General features: G+C 71.4%; 18 protein-coding genes. 9 read left to right on the forward strand and 9 right to left on the reverse strand.

Annotation, left to right across the window (positions count from 1 at the left end):
• The first annotated feature begins 42 nt into the window (after positions 1-42).
• The 3 genes from AB0N03_RS02335 to AB0N03_RS02345 are packed head-to-tail and all read left to right on the forward strand — an operon-like array spanning position 43 to position 2,971.
• Positions 43-1,725 carry a hypothetical protein gene (locus AB0N03_RS02335; RefSeq protein WP_364364041.1) on the forward strand — a complete coding sequence of 561 codons (1,683 nt, stop codon included), beginning with the start codon at positions 43-45 and terminating at the stop codon, positions 1,723-1,725.
• Between the two features lie 3 nt (positions 1,726-1,728).
• On the forward strand, positions 1,729-1,911 hold the full coding sequence (locus AB0N03_RS02340; RefSeq protein ID WP_364364044.1) for a hypothetical protein: 183 nt from the start codon (positions 1,729-1,731) through the stop codon (positions 1,909-1,911).
• Between the two features lie 4 nt (positions 1,912-1,915).
• On the forward strand, positions 1,916-2,971 hold the full coding sequence (locus AB0N03_RS02345) for a hypothetical protein (protein WP_364364047.1): 1,056 nt from the start codon (positions 1,916-1,918) through the stop codon (positions 2,969-2,971).
• Positions 2,972-3,015: 44 nt separating this feature from the next.
• Here AB0N03_RS02345 and AB0N03_RS02350 read toward each other — a convergent pair whose 3' ends face one another.
• Positions 3,016-4,155: a glycosyltransferase family 4 protein gene (locus AB0N03_RS02350; protein WP_364364266.1), complete on the reverse strand. Its 1,140-nt coding sequence runs from the start codon at positions 4,153-4,155 to the stop codon at positions 3,016-3,018.
• A 151-nt stretch (positions 4,156-4,306) separates the two neighbouring features.
• Here AB0N03_RS02350 and AB0N03_RS02355 point away from each other — a divergent pair, with 151 nt between their 5' ends.
• Complete coding sequence (locus tag AB0N03_RS02355; RefSeq protein ID WP_364364050.1) at positions 4,307-5,002, forward strand: class I SAM-dependent methyltransferase; 696 nt, start codon at positions 4,307-4,309, stop codon at positions 5,000-5,002.
• A gap of 1 nt (position 5,003) precedes the next feature.
• Here AB0N03_RS02355 and AB0N03_RS02360 read toward each other — a convergent pair whose 3' ends face one another.
• A complete protein-coding gene (locus AB0N03_RS02360; RefSeq protein ID WP_364364052.1) occupies positions 5,004-6,071 on the reverse strand; it encodes a DUF3068 domain-containing protein in 1,068 nt (355 codons plus the stop codon).
• A 273-nt stretch (positions 6,072-6,344) separates the two neighbouring features.
• On the opposite strand from AB0N03_RS02360, the gene AB0N03_RS02365 reads away from it, so the two are divergent.
• Complete coding sequence (locus AB0N03_RS02365; RefSeq protein ID WP_364364055.1) at positions 6,345-6,836, forward strand: hypothetical protein; 492 nt, start codon at positions 6,345-6,347, stop codon at positions 6,834-6,836.
• 45 nt (positions 6,837-6,881) lie between these two features.
• On the opposite strand, the gene AB0N03_RS02370 is transcribed toward AB0N03_RS02365, so the two are convergent.
• The gene (locus AB0N03_RS02370; RefSeq protein ID WP_364364058.1) at positions 6,882-7,313 is read right to left on the reverse strand and encodes a MarR family winged helix-turn-helix transcriptional regulator; all 432 of its coding nucleotides are present in this window, start codon (positions 7,311-7,313) and stop codon (positions 6,882-6,884) included.
• 60 nt (positions 7,314-7,373) lie between these two features.
• Here AB0N03_RS02370 and AB0N03_RS02375 point away from each other — a divergent pair, with 60 nt between their 5' ends.
• Complete coding sequence (locus tag AB0N03_RS02375; protein ID WP_364364061.1) at positions 7,374-8,486, forward strand: NAD(P)/FAD-dependent oxidoreductase; 1,113 nt, start codon at positions 7,374-7,376, stop codon at positions 8,484-8,486.
• Between the two features lie 28 nt (positions 8,487-8,514).
• Here AB0N03_RS02375 and AB0N03_RS02380 read toward each other — a convergent pair whose 3' ends face one another.
• The 5 genes from AB0N03_RS02380 to AB0N03_RS02400 all read right to left on the reverse strand — a co-directional run bounded on the left by AB0N03_RS02380 (position 8,515) and on the right by AB0N03_RS02400 (position 11,643).
• Positions 8,515-8,721 carry a helix-turn-helix transcriptional regulator gene (locus AB0N03_RS02380; RefSeq protein ID WP_364364063.1) on the reverse strand — a complete coding sequence of 69 codons (207 nt, stop codon included), beginning with the start codon at positions 8,719-8,721 and terminating at the stop codon, positions 8,515-8,517.
• A complete protein-coding gene (locus AB0N03_RS02385) occupies positions 8,721-9,200 on the reverse strand; it encodes a DUF2975 domain-containing protein (RefSeq protein WP_364364066.1) in 480 nt (159 codons plus the stop codon). Before AB0N03_RS02385 ends, AB0N03_RS02380 begins: the two co-directional genes overlap by 1 nt.
• Before the next feature lie 50 nt (positions 9,201-9,250).
• The gene (locus AB0N03_RS02390; protein WP_364364069.1) at positions 9,251-10,429 is read right to left on the reverse strand and encodes a helix-turn-helix domain-containing protein; all 1,179 of its coding nucleotides are present in this window, start codon (positions 10,427-10,429) and stop codon (positions 9,251-9,253) included.
• 104 nt (positions 10,430-10,533) lie between these two features.
• Positions 10,534-11,163 (reverse strand): class I SAM-dependent methyltransferase, encoded by a 630-nt coding sequence (locus AB0N03_RS02395; RefSeq protein ID WP_364364072.1) that lies wholly within the window; start codon positions 11,161-11,163, stop codon positions 10,534-10,536.
• A 354-nt stretch (positions 11,164-11,517) separates the two neighbouring features.
• Complete coding sequence (locus tag AB0N03_RS02400; protein ID WP_364364074.1) at positions 11,518-11,643, reverse strand: hypothetical protein; 126 nt, start codon at positions 11,641-11,643, stop codon at positions 11,518-11,520.
• 62 nt (positions 11,644-11,705) lie between these two features.
• Between AB0N03_RS02400 and AB0N03_RS02405 the strand changes: the two genes are divergently transcribed.
• Together AB0N03_RS02405 and AB0N03_RS02410 are read left to right on the forward strand one after the other, a co-directional pair.
• Positions 11,706-13,232, forward strand: coding sequence for a glycosyl hydrolase family 28-related protein (locus tag AB0N03_RS02405; protein ID WP_364364077.1), 1,527 nt, complete (start codon positions 11,706-11,708; stop codon positions 13,230-13,232).
• 23 nt (positions 13,233-13,255) lie between these two features.
• Positions 13,256-13,723 carry a nitroreductase family deazaflavin-dependent oxidoreductase gene (locus AB0N03_RS02410; protein WP_364364268.1) on the forward strand — a complete coding sequence of 156 codons (468 nt, stop codon included), beginning with the start codon at positions 13,256-13,258 and terminating at the stop codon, positions 13,721-13,723.
• Here the strand turns inward: AB0N03_RS02410 and AB0N03_RS02415 are convergent.
• Positions 13,713-14,246, reverse strand: a complete 534-nt coding sequence (locus AB0N03_RS02415) for a GNAT family N-acetyltransferase (protein ID WP_364364080.1) — start codon at positions 14,244-14,246, stop codon at positions 13,713-13,715. The genes AB0N03_RS02410 and AB0N03_RS02415 overlap by 11 nt on opposite strands.
• Before the next feature lie 85 nt (positions 14,247-14,331).
• Between AB0N03_RS02415 and AB0N03_RS02420 the strand changes: the two genes are divergently transcribed.
• Positions 14,332-14,910, forward strand: a complete 579-nt coding sequence (locus AB0N03_RS02420) for a YdeI/OmpD-associated family protein (protein ID WP_364364083.1) — start codon at positions 14,332-14,334, stop codon at positions 14,908-14,910.
• Positions 14,911-14,915 lie beyond the last annotated feature (5 nt).

Consider the following 14,915-nt stretch of genomic DNA (forward strand, 5'->3'; position numbering starts at 1 on the left):
TTCCAGGGACCCTAACCGGGCGGACAGCGGAAAGGAAGGGCAGTGGACGCACCGAGCAGGCGGCTCGCGCTCCCCGCCTTGTCCGCGTTGCTGGCGTTCGCCGTTTGCGCGCCCCTGCTCGGCCGCGGGTTCGTCCTGTCCTACGACATGGTGTTCGCGCCCCGGCAGTACTTCGTGCCGGATGCCTTCGGAATCGGCAGCACGCTGCCGCGGTCCGTCCCGGCCGACGCCGCCGTCGCGCTGGCGACCACGGTGCTGCCCGGCGACATCGTCCAGAAGATCGTCTTGCTGCTGGCCATCTTCGGGGCCGCCCTCGGCGCCGGCCGCGTGGTCCCGACCGAGCGCCTGGGCACGCGGCTCGTCGCCGCGACCGCGTACGCGTGGACGCCGTACGTCGCGGAGCGGCTGTTCATCGGGCACTGGCCGCTGCTGCTGACCTACGCCTGCCTGCCCTGGATCGTCCAAGCGGGACTCGCCGCACGCGAGCACGAGCCGAACGCCCTGCCGAAGCTGGTGCTCGCGTGCGCCCCGGCCGTCCTGACCCCACCGGGCGGCGTGCTCGCCGCCGTCGTCATGGCCGTCGCCGCCGGTTCGCGCCGCCTCGGGCAGACGCTCGCCATCGCGATCGTGCTCAACCTGCCGTGGCTGGTCCCGACGTTCCTCAACGCCGGGGGCACCTACTCCGACCCGGCCGGCGTCACGGCGTTCAGTGCCCGCGCCGAAAGCTGGGGACCCGCGCTGCTCAGCGTGCTCGGCCTGGGCGGGATCTGGAACGGCGAAACGGTCCCCGGCAGCCGGGCCATGCCGCTCATCCCGGTGCTGACGCTCGTCGTCGTCGCCATCGCGGTGGCGGGCCTCCGGCCGCTCGGTCAGCGGTGGGGCAAGGCGCCGGCCCGGTCGCTGTTCGGCCTCGGCGCCGCGGGCGTGCTCCTGGCGTCCCTGGCGACGTTGCCGGGCGGCGACGCGCTGCTGAGCGCGGCCACCCGGCACCTGCCCGGCGCCGGACTCCTGCGGGACGCCCAGAAATGGGTCGCCTGGTGGGCGTTGCCGCTCGCGCTGGGCTTCGCGCTGGCCATCGAGGTCGCCGCGGCCAAGCTGAAAACCGAGCGGGGCCGCATCGCGCTCGTCACGGCGGCGGCCGTCTTCCCCCTGCTCACCATGCCGGACCTGGCCTGGGGCGGCTGGGGACGGCTCGGCACCGCGCAGTACCCGGCCGACTGGCAGGCAGTGTCCGAAGTGCTCGGTGACCGCCCGGGCGACGTGCTGACGCTGCCGCTTTCGGCGTTCCGCGGATTCGCCTGGAACGACGACCGCACGCAGCTCGACCCGGCCCCGCGCGTGCTCCCGAAACCCGTGCTGATGGACGACACGCTCCAGGTGGGACCGGATCGCATCGCGGGGGAAGACCCGCGCATCGGCGACGTCCGCGCCGCGACGTCCGCCCGTGAGCTCACCGACGCGGGCATCGGCTGGATCCTCGTCGAGCACGGGACACCCGGCTACGTGGACTCGCGGTTGCTCGCCGGCGCGACGCAGGTGTGGTCGGGTGAGTGGCTGACGCTCTACCGGACCCCGGGTGTGCCCGCGGTGAAAGCGATCTCGTGGACGCCTGTGTCGATAGCGAACGGAGTAGCGCTCACGTCGCTGTGCGTCGCACTGTTGTGCCTGATGTTACCGATGCGTACATTGAGCCGCGGCAGGATTTTCCCGCCGCGGAAGGAGTGACACGTGGGCACGGTCATCGGCTTGGTCGCCGCCGTCATCATCGGAGGCGGTCTGGCGACCGGAGCCGGGTTCGCCCTCACCAAGGGTGCCGACCCGGACAACTCCGCCCAGGTGCAGGAAAAGCTCAACGCGCAGGTGAAGTACAACCCCGCCGACTACCCGAACAAGCTCTACGGGAACCGCTGACGCGGTGACCCGGCTCGCCTCCGACCACGCGCACCGCGTCGTCGGGCTCTACGGCGACCCCACCGTTTCCTGGAGCATCCTCCTCGAAGCGGACCTCGGCGCGGCCGCACCCGAACCGGAGAAGCTCCGGGCCCGGCTCGCGGCCGCCGTCCAGCAGTACCCGCACCTCGGTGCCGTGCCCGAAATCGAGCTGACCACCGACTTGCCGGCCACTCGCGACCGGTTCGCTTCGGCGCCCTACGAACGGACCGCGCCGCTCCTGCGCGTCGCCGTCCGCGCCGAGGAACCCACATTGCTCGTCGCCGCGCACCACGGCGCCCTTGACGGCCTGGGGCTGCTCTCGCTGCTCGGCATTCTCCTCGACGTCCCGGTTTCCTCGGGGGCGAAGGGGATCGGCGAACGCGGCGGTGGCAAACCCTTTGCCCTCTCGGCCGTCCAGCGGCTCGCTGAGGCGGTTTTCGCGCCCCCGGGCCGGATCACGCCCGACCGGCGTGCGGAAGCCGCGGGAGACGTCTTCGCCGCGCGGCACGAGCCGCGGCTGCGCTTGGGGGCCGCGGGGTTCGTCGCGGCCGCGGCCCGCGCCACCGAAAGCTGGAACCGCGCGCACGGCGCCCGCACCGCCCGCGTGGTGGCCGCGCTGGGCGCGTCGTGGCGCTCCGGGGCCGCGCCGGAACCGGTGCACGACAGCGCGTTCTTCCGGCTGCGGCTGCGCCCCGGCGCGGACGTCGCCGCGGTGCTCGGCAGCCAGGCGCCGGAGCCGGACTTCCCGGCCCGCAGCAGCCGGCTCGCCCGGCTGGGCACGCGGCTGCTGGCGAGCCGGCTCGGCTCGACGTTCCTGGTGTCCAACCTCGGCGTGGTGTCCGCGGGGGACACGGTGCGCTCGTTGGCTTTCTACCCGGCCGCGAGCGGCCGGTCAGGCGTGGCTTTCGGGGCGGCGACCACGGGCGGGATCACGACGGTGACGGTGCGGGCCCGGCGCAAGGACTTCGACGCGGCCGCCGCCGGCCGGTTGCTGGCGGAGTTCCGCGACGCGGTCCGGGAGCAGGCGCCTCGGCGATGACATGAACGACTCTTTCATGTCGTCTGGTGACATGAAAGAGTCGTTCATGACGCCAGGGCCGAGCCGCGCGTCACGTGACCCAGCATCCGCCGCCGGGGCGCCGGAAGCCCGGAGACGTCCCGGACCAGCGACTCGAACTGGCCCACACTCACGTCCCAGCTGAACCGCCCGGCCCGCTCGGCGCCGGCCAGGCCCATCTCCGCCCGCCGCAGGCCGTCGGCGAGCAGGCCGTCGACCTGGGCGGTGAAGTCGTCGAAGTCCTCGGCCAAGAGCCCGGTGCGACCCTCCACGATGGACTCGGCCACGCCGCCCGCGGCGCGGTAGGCCACCGACGGCACGCCGTGTGCCGCGGCCTCCATGATGACGATGCCCCAGCCCTCCTTGACCGACGGGCACAGGTGCAGCCACGACCGCGCGAGGATCTCGTGCTTGGCCTGCTCGTCGACCCAGCCGTGCAGGACCACGCGATCGGCTACCCCGCGCGAAGCCGCGTGCGCGCGCAGGACCTCGTCCCACGGTCCCTGGCCCACCACCTCGAGCCGCAGTTCCGGCCAGCGCCGCGCGAGCCGCGCGACGACGTCGATGGCGTGCTCGATCCGCTTGTGCGGCACCAGCCTGCTCACCGCGACCAGCGTCGGGGAAGCGTCGCGCTCGGACACGCACACCGGTGGCGCGTCGAGGCCGTTGGGCACCACGGTGACGCGCTCGCGCTCAATCCCGAGCCCCGCCAGCTCCGCCTTGGTGACCTCGGAAACCGTGGCGTACCGGCACTTGCGGAACAGCCACGGCGCGAGCCGCGACTCGATCCACCAGCCGACCCGGCCCAGCGTCTCGCCGAGCGCGCTGATCCATTGTTCCTGGTGGACGTGGTGCACGAGCACCAGCACGGGACAGCCGGCGGCCAGCCGGGCGAAGAACGGCATGCCGTTCTGGACGTCGACCACGAGGTCGGCGCGGGCGCGGCGGATGGCGCGCAGCGCGTGCGCGTACACGCCGAACTTGTTGCCGCGCCGCCGGTAGCGGACGCCGTCGCGCCATTCGCCGTCGGTCGCGCCCGGGTAGGCGGCGCACTGGATTTCGACCCGGTACCCGGCTCTCGCGAGCCCTTCGGCCATCCGCTCGACGTACCGCTCCGACCCGCCGCCTTCGGGGTGGCCGGTGTCGCGCCAGTTGACGAGGAGCACTCGAGGTCGTTCCATCGGGTTATCCAAACTGTAGCGACGATGCTAGGTTACCGGTGCGTACACAGTAGAGGAACGTATTCGGGAAAGCGACGGTTCAATGGTAGGTAATCCGGTTCTCGACCGGCCTCATCAGGCCACGCTGGGTCGTTCCGTGACGCTGTTCCGCACGTTCCTCACCGAGCAGACGGACCCGGACGGCTTCTATTCGACGCTGGCCGGCGACTCGGTCCGGCAATTGGCGGCGCACGCTCCGCTGTCCGGGCGAACGGTGCTCGACGTCGGCGGCGGGCCGGGTTACTTCTCCGACGCCTTCCGGGCGGCCGGCGCGGTCTACCTCGGTCTCGACCCGGACGTCGGCGAACTGTCCGCACGCGGCGAGCCCGGCGAGAACATGATCCGCGCCAGCGGCACGGAACTGCCCGTGCGCAGCGGTTCCGTCGACGTCTGCTACTCGTCGAACGTGCTCGAGCACGTCAGCGAGCCGTGGGTGATGCTCGACGAGATGTGCCGGGTGACCAAGCCCGGCGGCACCGTCTTCGCGTCGTTCACGCCGTGGTACTCGCCGTGGGGCGGCCACGAGACCGCGCCGTGGCACTTCTTCGGCGGGCACTACGCCCGGCAGCGGTATTCGCGGAAACTGGGGAAGCAGCCGAAGAACAAATTCGGGGAAAGCCTGTTCCCGGTTTCGGTCGGCGCCGCGCTCCGCTGGGCGAAGGCGACGCCGCTCGCCGATTTCGTGGCCGGGTATCCGCGGTACCACCCGAGCTGGGCGATGTGGATCGTGCGGATTCCCGGCCTGCGCGAAATCGCGTCCTGGAACTTGGTTCTGGTCTTGCGCAGGAAGTGACTCAGCTGCCCGCGTAGGCGACCTGGCGCCGCCGGTGCGAGGTCGGGGGCTCCGGCGGCCGCCGGCGGGCCAGCAGCACGATCGCGACGATGATCAGCACGCCGCCGCCGATGCCGAGCCACAGCGGGCCGGTGCTCGACAGGAACTCCAGCCTGCCCTTGTTCGCGTTCACCTGGTCGACCATCTGCGAGATGGTCTTGCCGTTGTAGGCGAGCGTCCCGTCGAAGACGACCGTCGAGCTGCCGCTGGTGCCGACGCGCAGTTCCTGGTGCTGCTGTTGCTGCTGCTTGACCTGGATCCCGGTGACCGGCTCCACCCACATCGTGTTGACGCCGCGGTAGTAGAGGTCGGCGTCCACGGCGGACTGGTCGGAGCCGACCAACGAGCCCGGCACCTGCTTCGAGTCGAGCTTCGTGTCGGGGATGTCCTGGACGAACTTGTAGGTCTCGATCCCGTTCACCGTCTCGGTGCCGGTGTAGCGCGCGGTGACGGCCGCGCCGGTGTTGTCGTCGTAGACCTTGTAGTCCTTCTGCTCGGTGCCGAAGGGGAACTTGAAGTTCAGGCCGGGCTGCGCCTTCTCGATGTTCGTCTCGGGCGGCTTCTGGCCGTCCTTGTCGGCCTTGTCCTTCAGTTCGGTGACGTAGCTGCTCCCGGCGTCGCACTTCGGGTCGGTCGTGCCGCGCGGCTCGTAGCCTTCCCCGGTGCGCCGGTCGAAGCAGACCTGCCGCTTGCTCGCGCTGAGCACCGTGTTGTCGGCGTCGTCGGTGACCTGCACCGCCAGCAGCCAGACCGCGTAGTCGGTGTCTTCCTGCATCTCCGGCGCGGCGAAGTTGGCCTGCACGTGCGCCACCGCGGTCAGCTTGGCGTTCTCGCGGATGTTCGAGACCGGGCCGGACCCGTCGTCGGTCACGGCGAGAACCTTGCTCGCGGTGCCTTCGAGCACCGACGTGGAGTCCTGGTCGAGCGGCACCTTGGCGAGCTTCGGGTAGACGTACGTGGGGAGGAGCACCGCCCCGGCGACCGCGAAAACGCCCAGTGCCAGCAAGATCAGGCCGAAAGCACGTCGCAACGGTCCTCCTGGGTAGTCTTCGTCGACACGCAAATTACCCGGCGGTAATCAGGTGCTGCGGATAGTGGCCCGCGCCACGCCGCACGTCAAAGTGTGACCGGCGGTCACAGACACCCGGTGCCACCGGAAGGTCGCATGTGCGCCGCCGTTCGGACCAAGCGACCAAACAAGTTTGTTCCCGGGCACAACGGGCATGGGCCCACCATCGGACGATCCGCCATCCGCCGCGCCGGACCGCAAAGGAGAAACTCCCTTTTGCCCCAGGACCCTTCGATGGTCGCGATCGCGGCCACCGCGCGCTGGCGGGCCCGGATCGTGGCGGCGGCCGCGAGCGCCGGAATCACGCTGACCGATCCGCTGGCCGGCGTGCCCGGCATCCGCGTGCTCGCGTGCACCCCGGGCGACCTCGGCGTGATCGTGCCGAGGCTCGGCGGCGAGCCCTCGCGAGCGGCGATCGGCGCGCACTCGGACTCGATCGCCGACCGTGAGCTGCGCGACGCCGTCGCCGACGTCGCCGCGCTGCTTTCCCTGCACGGCAACGTGGTGCTCGACCTCGACGCCGGCGGCCGCCGGCGCGTGGTGGCCCGGCCGGACGTGGTCGTCTCGGCCGGTGTGGACCGTCCCCAGTGGACGGAGCCGGCGGTGACGCTCCCGGTGGGCACGGGCCGGCACGGGGGCCCGCTCACGGTGGCGCTCAGCGCGGGCCCCGGCTTCGAGAGCACGCTCCTGGAGCTGGCCCGGCTGGTCGAGGCGGACGCGGCTTAGCCGGTCTTCCACGGGTGGTCGTGAGTGAGAAACACGGTTTCTCGCTCACGACTCCTGCGCGACGAACCGGCTCAGCAGCTCGTGCAGCCGGCGCCGGTCCGCGTCGTCGAACACCTTCAGCAGGCCGGTCATCGCCTCGGCGAACAGCTCGCCCGCCTCGTCGAGCCGCTGCTCGCCCTCCTCGGTGATCACGATTTCGTACGCCCGCCGGTCGTGCGCGGATCGTTGCCGCCGCACCAGGTTCCGCTGCTCCAGGTCGTCGACGATCCGGACCAGGGTGGACTTGTCGACGCCGAGGGCCGCGCCGAGCTCGCGCTGGCTGCGGACCCCGCCGCCCCGGACCGCCGCGAGCACCCCGGCGTGCTGCAGCTCGATGCCGGTCGGCCGCGCCGCGTCGTTGGCGTGCGCGCGGGCCAGCCGGTGGGCGCGGTTGAGCAGCATCCCGATGGCCGTCGGATCGACTGGTTGAGCCTCCATGGCGGGAATGCTAGCATCTGAGATGGTCTCAGTTGAGACCATCTCACCACGGGGGTAGTCATGCGAGTTCTCATCAGCGGCGCCGGCCTGGCCGGCCCGTGCCTGGCCCACGGCCTGCGCCGGCACGGCATCGACGTCCTGCTCTTCGAACGCGACGCCGCCGTCGACGCCCGCGCGCAGGGCTACCGGGTCCACATCGGCGGCGACGGCGACGCGGCCCTGCGCGCGTGGCTGCCGGCCGAGGCCTACGAGCAGGCCGCCGCGACGTCGTGCCGGACCGGGCGCGGGGTCACCGTGGCCGGCCCCGACCTCGGGACCTTCACCGAAATCCCGGTGCCGCCGGACGCCGCCGGGCTCACCGTCGATCGGCTGACGCTGCGCCGGATCATGCTGCGCGACCTCGCCGGCTGCACGCGCTTCGGCGCCGAGTTCGCCGGCTACACGCTGCTGGACGACGGCCGGGTGCGCGTCCGGTTCGCCGACGGCACCACCGAAGACGGCGACCTGCTCGTCGCCGCCGACGGGGTCGGCTCCGGCATCCGGCGGCAGCTGCTGCCGGACTTCACGGTGACCGTCGAGGACGCGCGGCTGATCTACGGCCGCACACCGCTGACGGGCGAAGCCCGCGACCTGACCCCGGACGCGGCGCTCGAAGGCTTCCTCGGGGTGACGGGCCCGGACGGCCGCGGGATCGTCCTTGCCGCGCAGCGCTTCCGGCGCGACCCGGCCGAGTTCGGCTTCCCGCCGGGCGAGGACTACGTCATGTGGGCCGCGGCCGCCTCGACGAGCGCGTTCGGCCCGGACTTCTTCCGGCTGGACCCCGGCGAGCTGATCGACTTGGCGGCGACGACGCTCGCCGGCTGGCACCCGTCGCTCGGCGCGCTGATCCGGCTGAGCGACCCGGCCTACGTCGTGCCGTCGAGCATCTACACCGCCGAGCGGCCGGAGCCGTGGTCACCGGGCCCGGTGACCCTCGCCGGCGACGCGGCGCACCCGATGCCGCCGGCGGGCATCAGCGCGGGAGTGGCATTGCACGACGCGGGCCTGCTCGCCGGCCGGCTGGCTTCGGGCGCGCCGCTGCTCGACGCGGTCGGGGAGTACGAGAAGGAGATGCTCGACCACGGGTTCGCGGCGGCGGAGATCGCCACCCGGCGCCACCGCGGTGAGCACTAGGCCGCGTTCCCAGGTCAGGGGACACCGGCTAGTCGTCGACCCACTCCAGGAGGTCGCCGGGCTGGCAGCCGAGCACCCGGCACATCGCTTCCAGCGTGCTGAACCGGACCGCCTTCGCGCGCCCGTTCTTCAGCACCGCGATGTTGGCCGGCGTCAGCCCGACCTTCTCGGCGAACTCGCCGACGCTCAGCTTGCGCTTGGCCAGTTCGACGTCGATGCGCACGACGATCGCCATCAGATGACCGCTTCCAGGTCGGTCCGCAGGGTGGTGGCCTGCCGCAGCAACGCGCGCATGACCACCATCAACAGGCCGAGCACGGTGGTCCCGACGGTCACCAGGAACAGCAGCATCGGCATCCCCGGGTCGTCCGCGTTGAAGCCGACGAAGATCAGCATGCCGACGAAGACCAGCCACGCGGCGCCGATGGCCCAGACGATCGCGTCGACCCACTTCAGGGACGCGGTGGTGAAGATCCGGTCCTTCTTGACCAGCGTCAGCAGCTGCCAGGTCGAGACGAGCACCACCTGGACGCACAGCACGAGGAACACGGCGATCGCGGTCAGCGGCCAGCGCAGTGGAGCGTCGTGCGGGTTCTGCTGCGTGTTGTAGGCGATCGCGCCCGGCAGCGAGAGCGTCTGGAACACGACGAGGACGCCGAACAGCACCACGAGGAACACCCGGAGCGCGGCGACCGCGCGTCTTTCGGTCAACATGCGACGACTATCGCTGGATAGCTATCGAAAGTCAATCGGTATCTGGTGATCTACGATGCTCCCGGATCGAGCCGCACCGATTCGAGGGCGACGTACAGCTCGCCGATGTCGACGGGGTCGGTCAGGTCGCGCTTGGTCAGGTCCTGCACGCGCCGCAGCCGGTAGCGGACGGTGTTGGGGTGCACGAACAGCCGGTCCGCCGCCTCCTTCGCCGAGCCGTGGCCGGCGAACCACGCGAGCAGCGTGTCGAGCAGGACCTTGCGTTCCGCGCCGGGCAGGGCGAGCACGCTGCCCAACGCCGACCGCACGACGTCGCGGGCCATCCCCGGCGCGGCGGCGACCAGCGTCGTCACCGGCGAGTCGCCGAACACCACCACGCCGGCCGTCCCCGACGGCAGCGAGCGGCGGGCGATCCGGGCGCGGTGCAGCGCGTCCGGGACGTCCGGGAACCCGCTGAACGGCTTGCTCAGCCCGGCCGCCACCGGCAGCGAGCCCAGCACTTCGCGCAACCGCCGGACGTCCTCGATGCGGTCGATCGCGACCAGGCCCGCCTCGCCGCCGGGCCGCCAGGCCGAGCGCCAGCGGCGGGCGCGCAGCAACGCCTCGACGGTGTCGTGCTCGTCGGGCTCGACGCGCTCGGTGACCACGACGACGAACATGCCCGCGGTCGGCAGGCCCAGGTCCCGGGCGGCGGCCTCCATGTCGGCCTGGCTCGGGAGCCGGCCGCGGAGCAGGTCGTCCAGCCGGCGCGCGTCCGCGTACGACGGCTCGGCGGCGACCTGCTCGTACGCCGTGGTGAGGGCGTCGGAGTAGAGGTCGATCGCCTTCCAGACATAGGAGTTGATCTCGATCGTCCGGGTGGGGTTGAGGAACTCCGGGCCGGCGAGCTCGAGGAGGCCTTCGTAGACGAAGGTGCCGCCGATGCGGAAGGCGCGCAGCACCGCGGGCAGCGGGATGCCTTGGCGTGCCTGGACGAGCCCGGTCTTGCGGGCGGCGTCGAGAGCGAGGCCGCGGCCGTCGACCAGCGCGGTCAGCGCGCGCTCGAGGTTGGCCCGGCAGACCTGGCGGAGCTCACCGGGCGCGACGCTCTCCACCTGGCGGTAGAACTCGTCCTCTTCGCTCAGCAGGCGGGCGAGGCGGTCGGCGAACTCGGGCAGTCTGGCCAGCATCTCGCGCACCAGCTCGCGGTGTTCGCGAGGTACCGGCCTGGCGAGAGCTTCGATGCCCATTCCTCACTTTAGCTCGGCTCCGCGGCCCGGGGTACGCACGAACTTGAGTAAAATTCATGTCCACCGGGTGATCGGTCCGGTGAGGGGTTGACGCCACGATCGACTCACGAACGCTTGCACGCGGTGAAGTAGACGTGCGGCTCGGGCCCGGCTTCGGGGTGGTCGGGCACGAACAGGGCCTGCTCTTCGCGGACGATCTCCAGGCCGGCCGCGCGAAGTTTCTCCGCGAGGGCCTCGGCGGTGAAGCTGCTCGCGCGGACCGGGTGTCCCATGAAGACGATGTCGACGCCGTCCACGTCGGCGGGCACGGTGGCCAGGACGAGCAGGCCGCCGGGCTTCAGCCAGTCCGCGCACCGGCCGATCATCGTCTCCTGGTCGGCCCGGGGGAGCTGCAACATCGAGAAGAACGCCGTGATCGCGTCCCAGCCGGCGGCTTCGAAGGACAGCTCGCGCAGGTCGCCGACCTCGAACCGCGCCGCGGGCACCTGGGCCCGCGCGATCTCGACCATCTTCGGCGCGACGTCGTACCCGGTCACCGCGTAACCGGCCGCGGTGAGCAGGTCCGCGGTCGGGCGCCCGGTTCCCGAGCCGAGGTCGAGCACCGCGGCGCCGGCGGGGAGCCGTTCGGCCAGCGCGGTGATCGCGGCCCGCTGCTCGGCCAGGTTCCGGAAGGCGTGTTCGTAGTCCTTGCCGAGCGCGTCGAAGACTTCGGCGGCGGATTCGGGGCGCGTCATGAGCCCACCTTGCCAGACGTCCGGTTGCGCAACTTCCGTACTGATGTGTGCAATTACAGAGTAAGTTCCGGCAAAACCTTGTGTGAGAGGCGAGTCGCGACCTACTCTTCCGCGGCACTCCACTCGAGAATCGAGGTCCGCGATGGCGCGACGCACCTTCGGAACCGTGCTCGCCGCGGTCGTCACCCTGCTTTCGGTGGCCGCGCCCGCGTCGGCCGCCGATCGGCCGGTGGTGACGCGGGCCGCGCTCGACCCGGCGCTCGTCGCCGGGGGCGGCGCCAGCGTCGGCTTTCTCGAGCAGGAGGCGGAGAACGCGCGCACCGACGGCGTCGTGCTCGGCCCCGACCGCTCGGCCTACACGCTCCCGTCCGAAGCGTCCGGCCGCCGGGCGGTGCAGGTGACGGCGGGGCAGTACGTCGAGTTCACGCTGCCCGCCGCGGCGAACGCGATCACCGTCCGGTACAGGCATTCCGGACGCACCGCACGGCGGCGGGATCACCGCGCCGCTCGACGTCACCGTGAACGGCGCGCACCGGCAGCGGATGACGCTGACGTCGCAGTATTCGTGGCTGTACAACCAGTACCCGTTCACCAACGATCCCGGCGCGGACCTGCTGCACCCGGACTGGTGGATCACCGAGTGTTCGTGCGTGCCCGCGGCGACGACGCCCGCGCCGGTGCTCGGCAAGCCCTTCCGCCCCAGCCACTTCTACGACGAGCAGCGGCTCCTGCTCGGCCGTTCGTACCGGGCGGGCGACAAGGTCCGGCTCACCGTCCCGGCCGGGAGCGCGGCCGCGTGGACGGTCGTCGACCTGCTCGACTCGGAACTGGTCGCCCCGCCGCGGTTCGTTCCCTTCGCGGCCGACGCGCTGCTGTTCGGCGCCGACCCGACCGGCCGCCGCGACTCGGCCGACGCCCTCGACCGCGCCATCTCCTTCGCGCGGCGCGCGCACCTCAAGGTGTACCTGCCGCCCGGGACGTACCAGGTCAACCGGCACGTCCTCGTCGACGACGTCACGATCGAAGGTGCGGGCAGCTGGTACACGATCGTCAAGGGGCACGGCGTCGGCATCTACGGCGAAACCGCGGGCAGTCACGACGTCCACCTCTCCGGCTTCGCGGTCGAAGGCGACGTCCGGGAACGCGTCGACACCGACCAGGTCAACGCGATCGGCGGGGCGCTCGACGACTCCACCGTGGACTCGTTGTACCTGCACCACACGAAGGTCGGCCTGTGGTTCGACGGGCCGATGCGGAACACGCGGATCACGGACAACGTCATCGCCGACCAGATCGCCGACGGCCTGAACTTCCACACGGGAGTGACGGATTCGGTGGTATCGAACAACTTCGTCCGCAACACCGGGGACGACGGCCTGGCGATGTGGTCGGAGAAGACCCAGGACGCGCGGAACACGTTCGACCACAACACGGTCCAGACGCCGGTGCTGGCCAACGGGATCGCGCTGTACGGCGGCGTCGACAACACGGTCTCGGGCAACCTGATCGCCGACCCGATCCGCGAGGGCAGCGCGATCCAGGTGGGGTCGCGGTTCGGCGCCGAGCCGTTCGCCGGGACGCTGCGGATCGCGGACAACACGACCGTGCGGGCGGGGACGTTCGAGCTGAACTGGAAGATCGGGCTCGGCGCGATCTGGTTCTACGCGCTGGAGAAGGACATCGCCGCGGACGTCTCGGTGACCGGCGACCACTTCCTCGACAACACCTACAACGCGATCATGCTGGTCAGCGACTTCCCGGTGAAAGACAAGTACACGATCACCGGGCTGAAGTTCGCGGATCTGCGCGTCGACGGCACCGGGACGTCCGTGCTGAGCGCGCGGTCGGCCGGGTCGGCTTCGTTCCGGAACGTCGACGCGCGCCACGTCGGCGCGGTGGGGGTGAACAACTGCGGCTCGTTCACCTTCCCGCCGACGGGCTCGGAGTTCACGCTGACGGACCTGGGCGGCAACGACGGCGGCTGGCTGGCCCCGTGGCTGCTCCCGAACACGATCACCTGCGACGACCGGCCGCCGGTCGTGGCACCGCCGCCACCATCGGGGTGGTGACCTAGGGTTCGACCGTGGCTGGTTTGCGCGGGGTGTTCGCGGGGTTCGGCAAGAGCAAGGCGTTCGCGGTGCTCGGGCGGGCGCTCGTGCCCGCCGATCGGGTCCTGCTGCGGATCAGCGGTGGCCGGGTCGGCGTCGGCGCGGCCGTCGGGCTGCGGACGCTGCTGCTCACCACCGTCGGGCGCCGCAGCGGTGAGCCGCGGCAGGTGCCGCTGCTCTACGTCGAGCGCGCCGGCGGATACGTCGTCATCGGCTCCAACTGGGGCGACGAAGCGCACCCGGCGTGGTCGGCGAACCTCCTGGCCCAGCCGAAGGCGACGGTCGCGATCGGCGGCCGGACCGTCGAGGTCGCCGGGCGGCTCCTGGCCGGCGACGAGCGTCAAGAGATGTGGGACGCCGTCGCGTCGTACTGGCCGGCCTACGACCGCTACGCCGTGCGCGCCGGCGACCGCGAGATCCGCGTCTTCCTGCTGGAGCCGGTCAGTCGATGAGGTCGGTCTGCCGGATCCGGTACACCTGCAGCCGCAGGTTGTAGTACTTCTCCGTCTCGCCGACCCACTGCATGCCGAGCCGCTTCGCGACGGCGATCGCGCGCGTGTTGTTCGGCCGCGCGACGGCGAACAGCTCCTCCGTGTCCTGGGTGAACGCCCACTCGATCAGCGCGGTCGCCGCTTCCGACGCGTACCCCTGGCCCCAGACGCCCGGGCTGAGCTGCCAGCTCAGCTCGAGGTCCTCTTCGAACGGCGGCAGCAGCCGGATGCCGAGGCCGCCGATCACCACGCCGTCTTCCTTGCGCTCGACGGCCCACCGCCCGCGCGGCGGCGGCAGGTTCGGCTGCGTCTCCTGCCAGGCGTGCAGCACCGAACGCATCGCGCCGATGTCGCCGACGCGCTCCATGGCCGGGGTCAGCCAGTGCGTCACGTCCTCCGCGCCGTAGATGTCGAACGCGGCTTCGGCGTCGTCCACCGTCCAGTCCCGGATCACGAGCCGGTCGGTGCTCAACGGAGTCTCCATACCAGGACGCTACGCCGCGCGGCGTCCGATTGTTCCCGCGTCAAAGTGCTCAGAAGATGACCACTTCACCCGCGACGATGTGGGCATGGAGACTCTGGACGGTATTCCGGTGGTGGACGTCACGTCGGTGGCGCAGTGGCGCGCGTGGCTGGCGACGGCCCGGGTGCCGGCGGCGTGGCTGGTGATCCGCCGGAAGCACAGCAGCACTCCCGGCGTGCTGGTCCACGAGGCGATGGAGCAGGCACTGTGCTTCGGCTGGATCGACAGCAAGGCGCTGAAGCGCGACGCGGAAAGCACGTACCTCTGCTTCACGCCGAGGAATCCGAAGAGCACCTGGAGCAAGGTCAACCGCGAACGCGTGGCCCGGCTGACCGACGCCGGCCTGATGACCCCGCCGGGGCAGGCGATGGTCGACCTGGCGCGGCGCACGGGGACGTGGGACGCGCTGGCGGAAGCGCAGGACGGCATCGTCCCGCCGGACCTGCGGGAGGCGTTCGACGTGACCGCGGCCGCGCACTTCGCGGCGTTCCCGCCGTCGTCTCGCCGGCTGATCCTGGAATGGATCGCCAAGGCCAAGCGGCCGGAGACGCGGCAGCGGCGGATCGCGACGACGGTCGAACTGGCCCGGGAAAATGTGCGCGCCGCGCACCCGAAGGCGGCTTAGAGTCG

Source organism: Amycolatopsis sp. NPDC051061 (assembly GCF_040682935.1).
In the GTDB taxonomy this organism is placed as follows: Bacteria; Actinomycetota; Actinomycetes; order Mycobacteriales; family Pseudonocardiaceae; genus Amycolatopsis.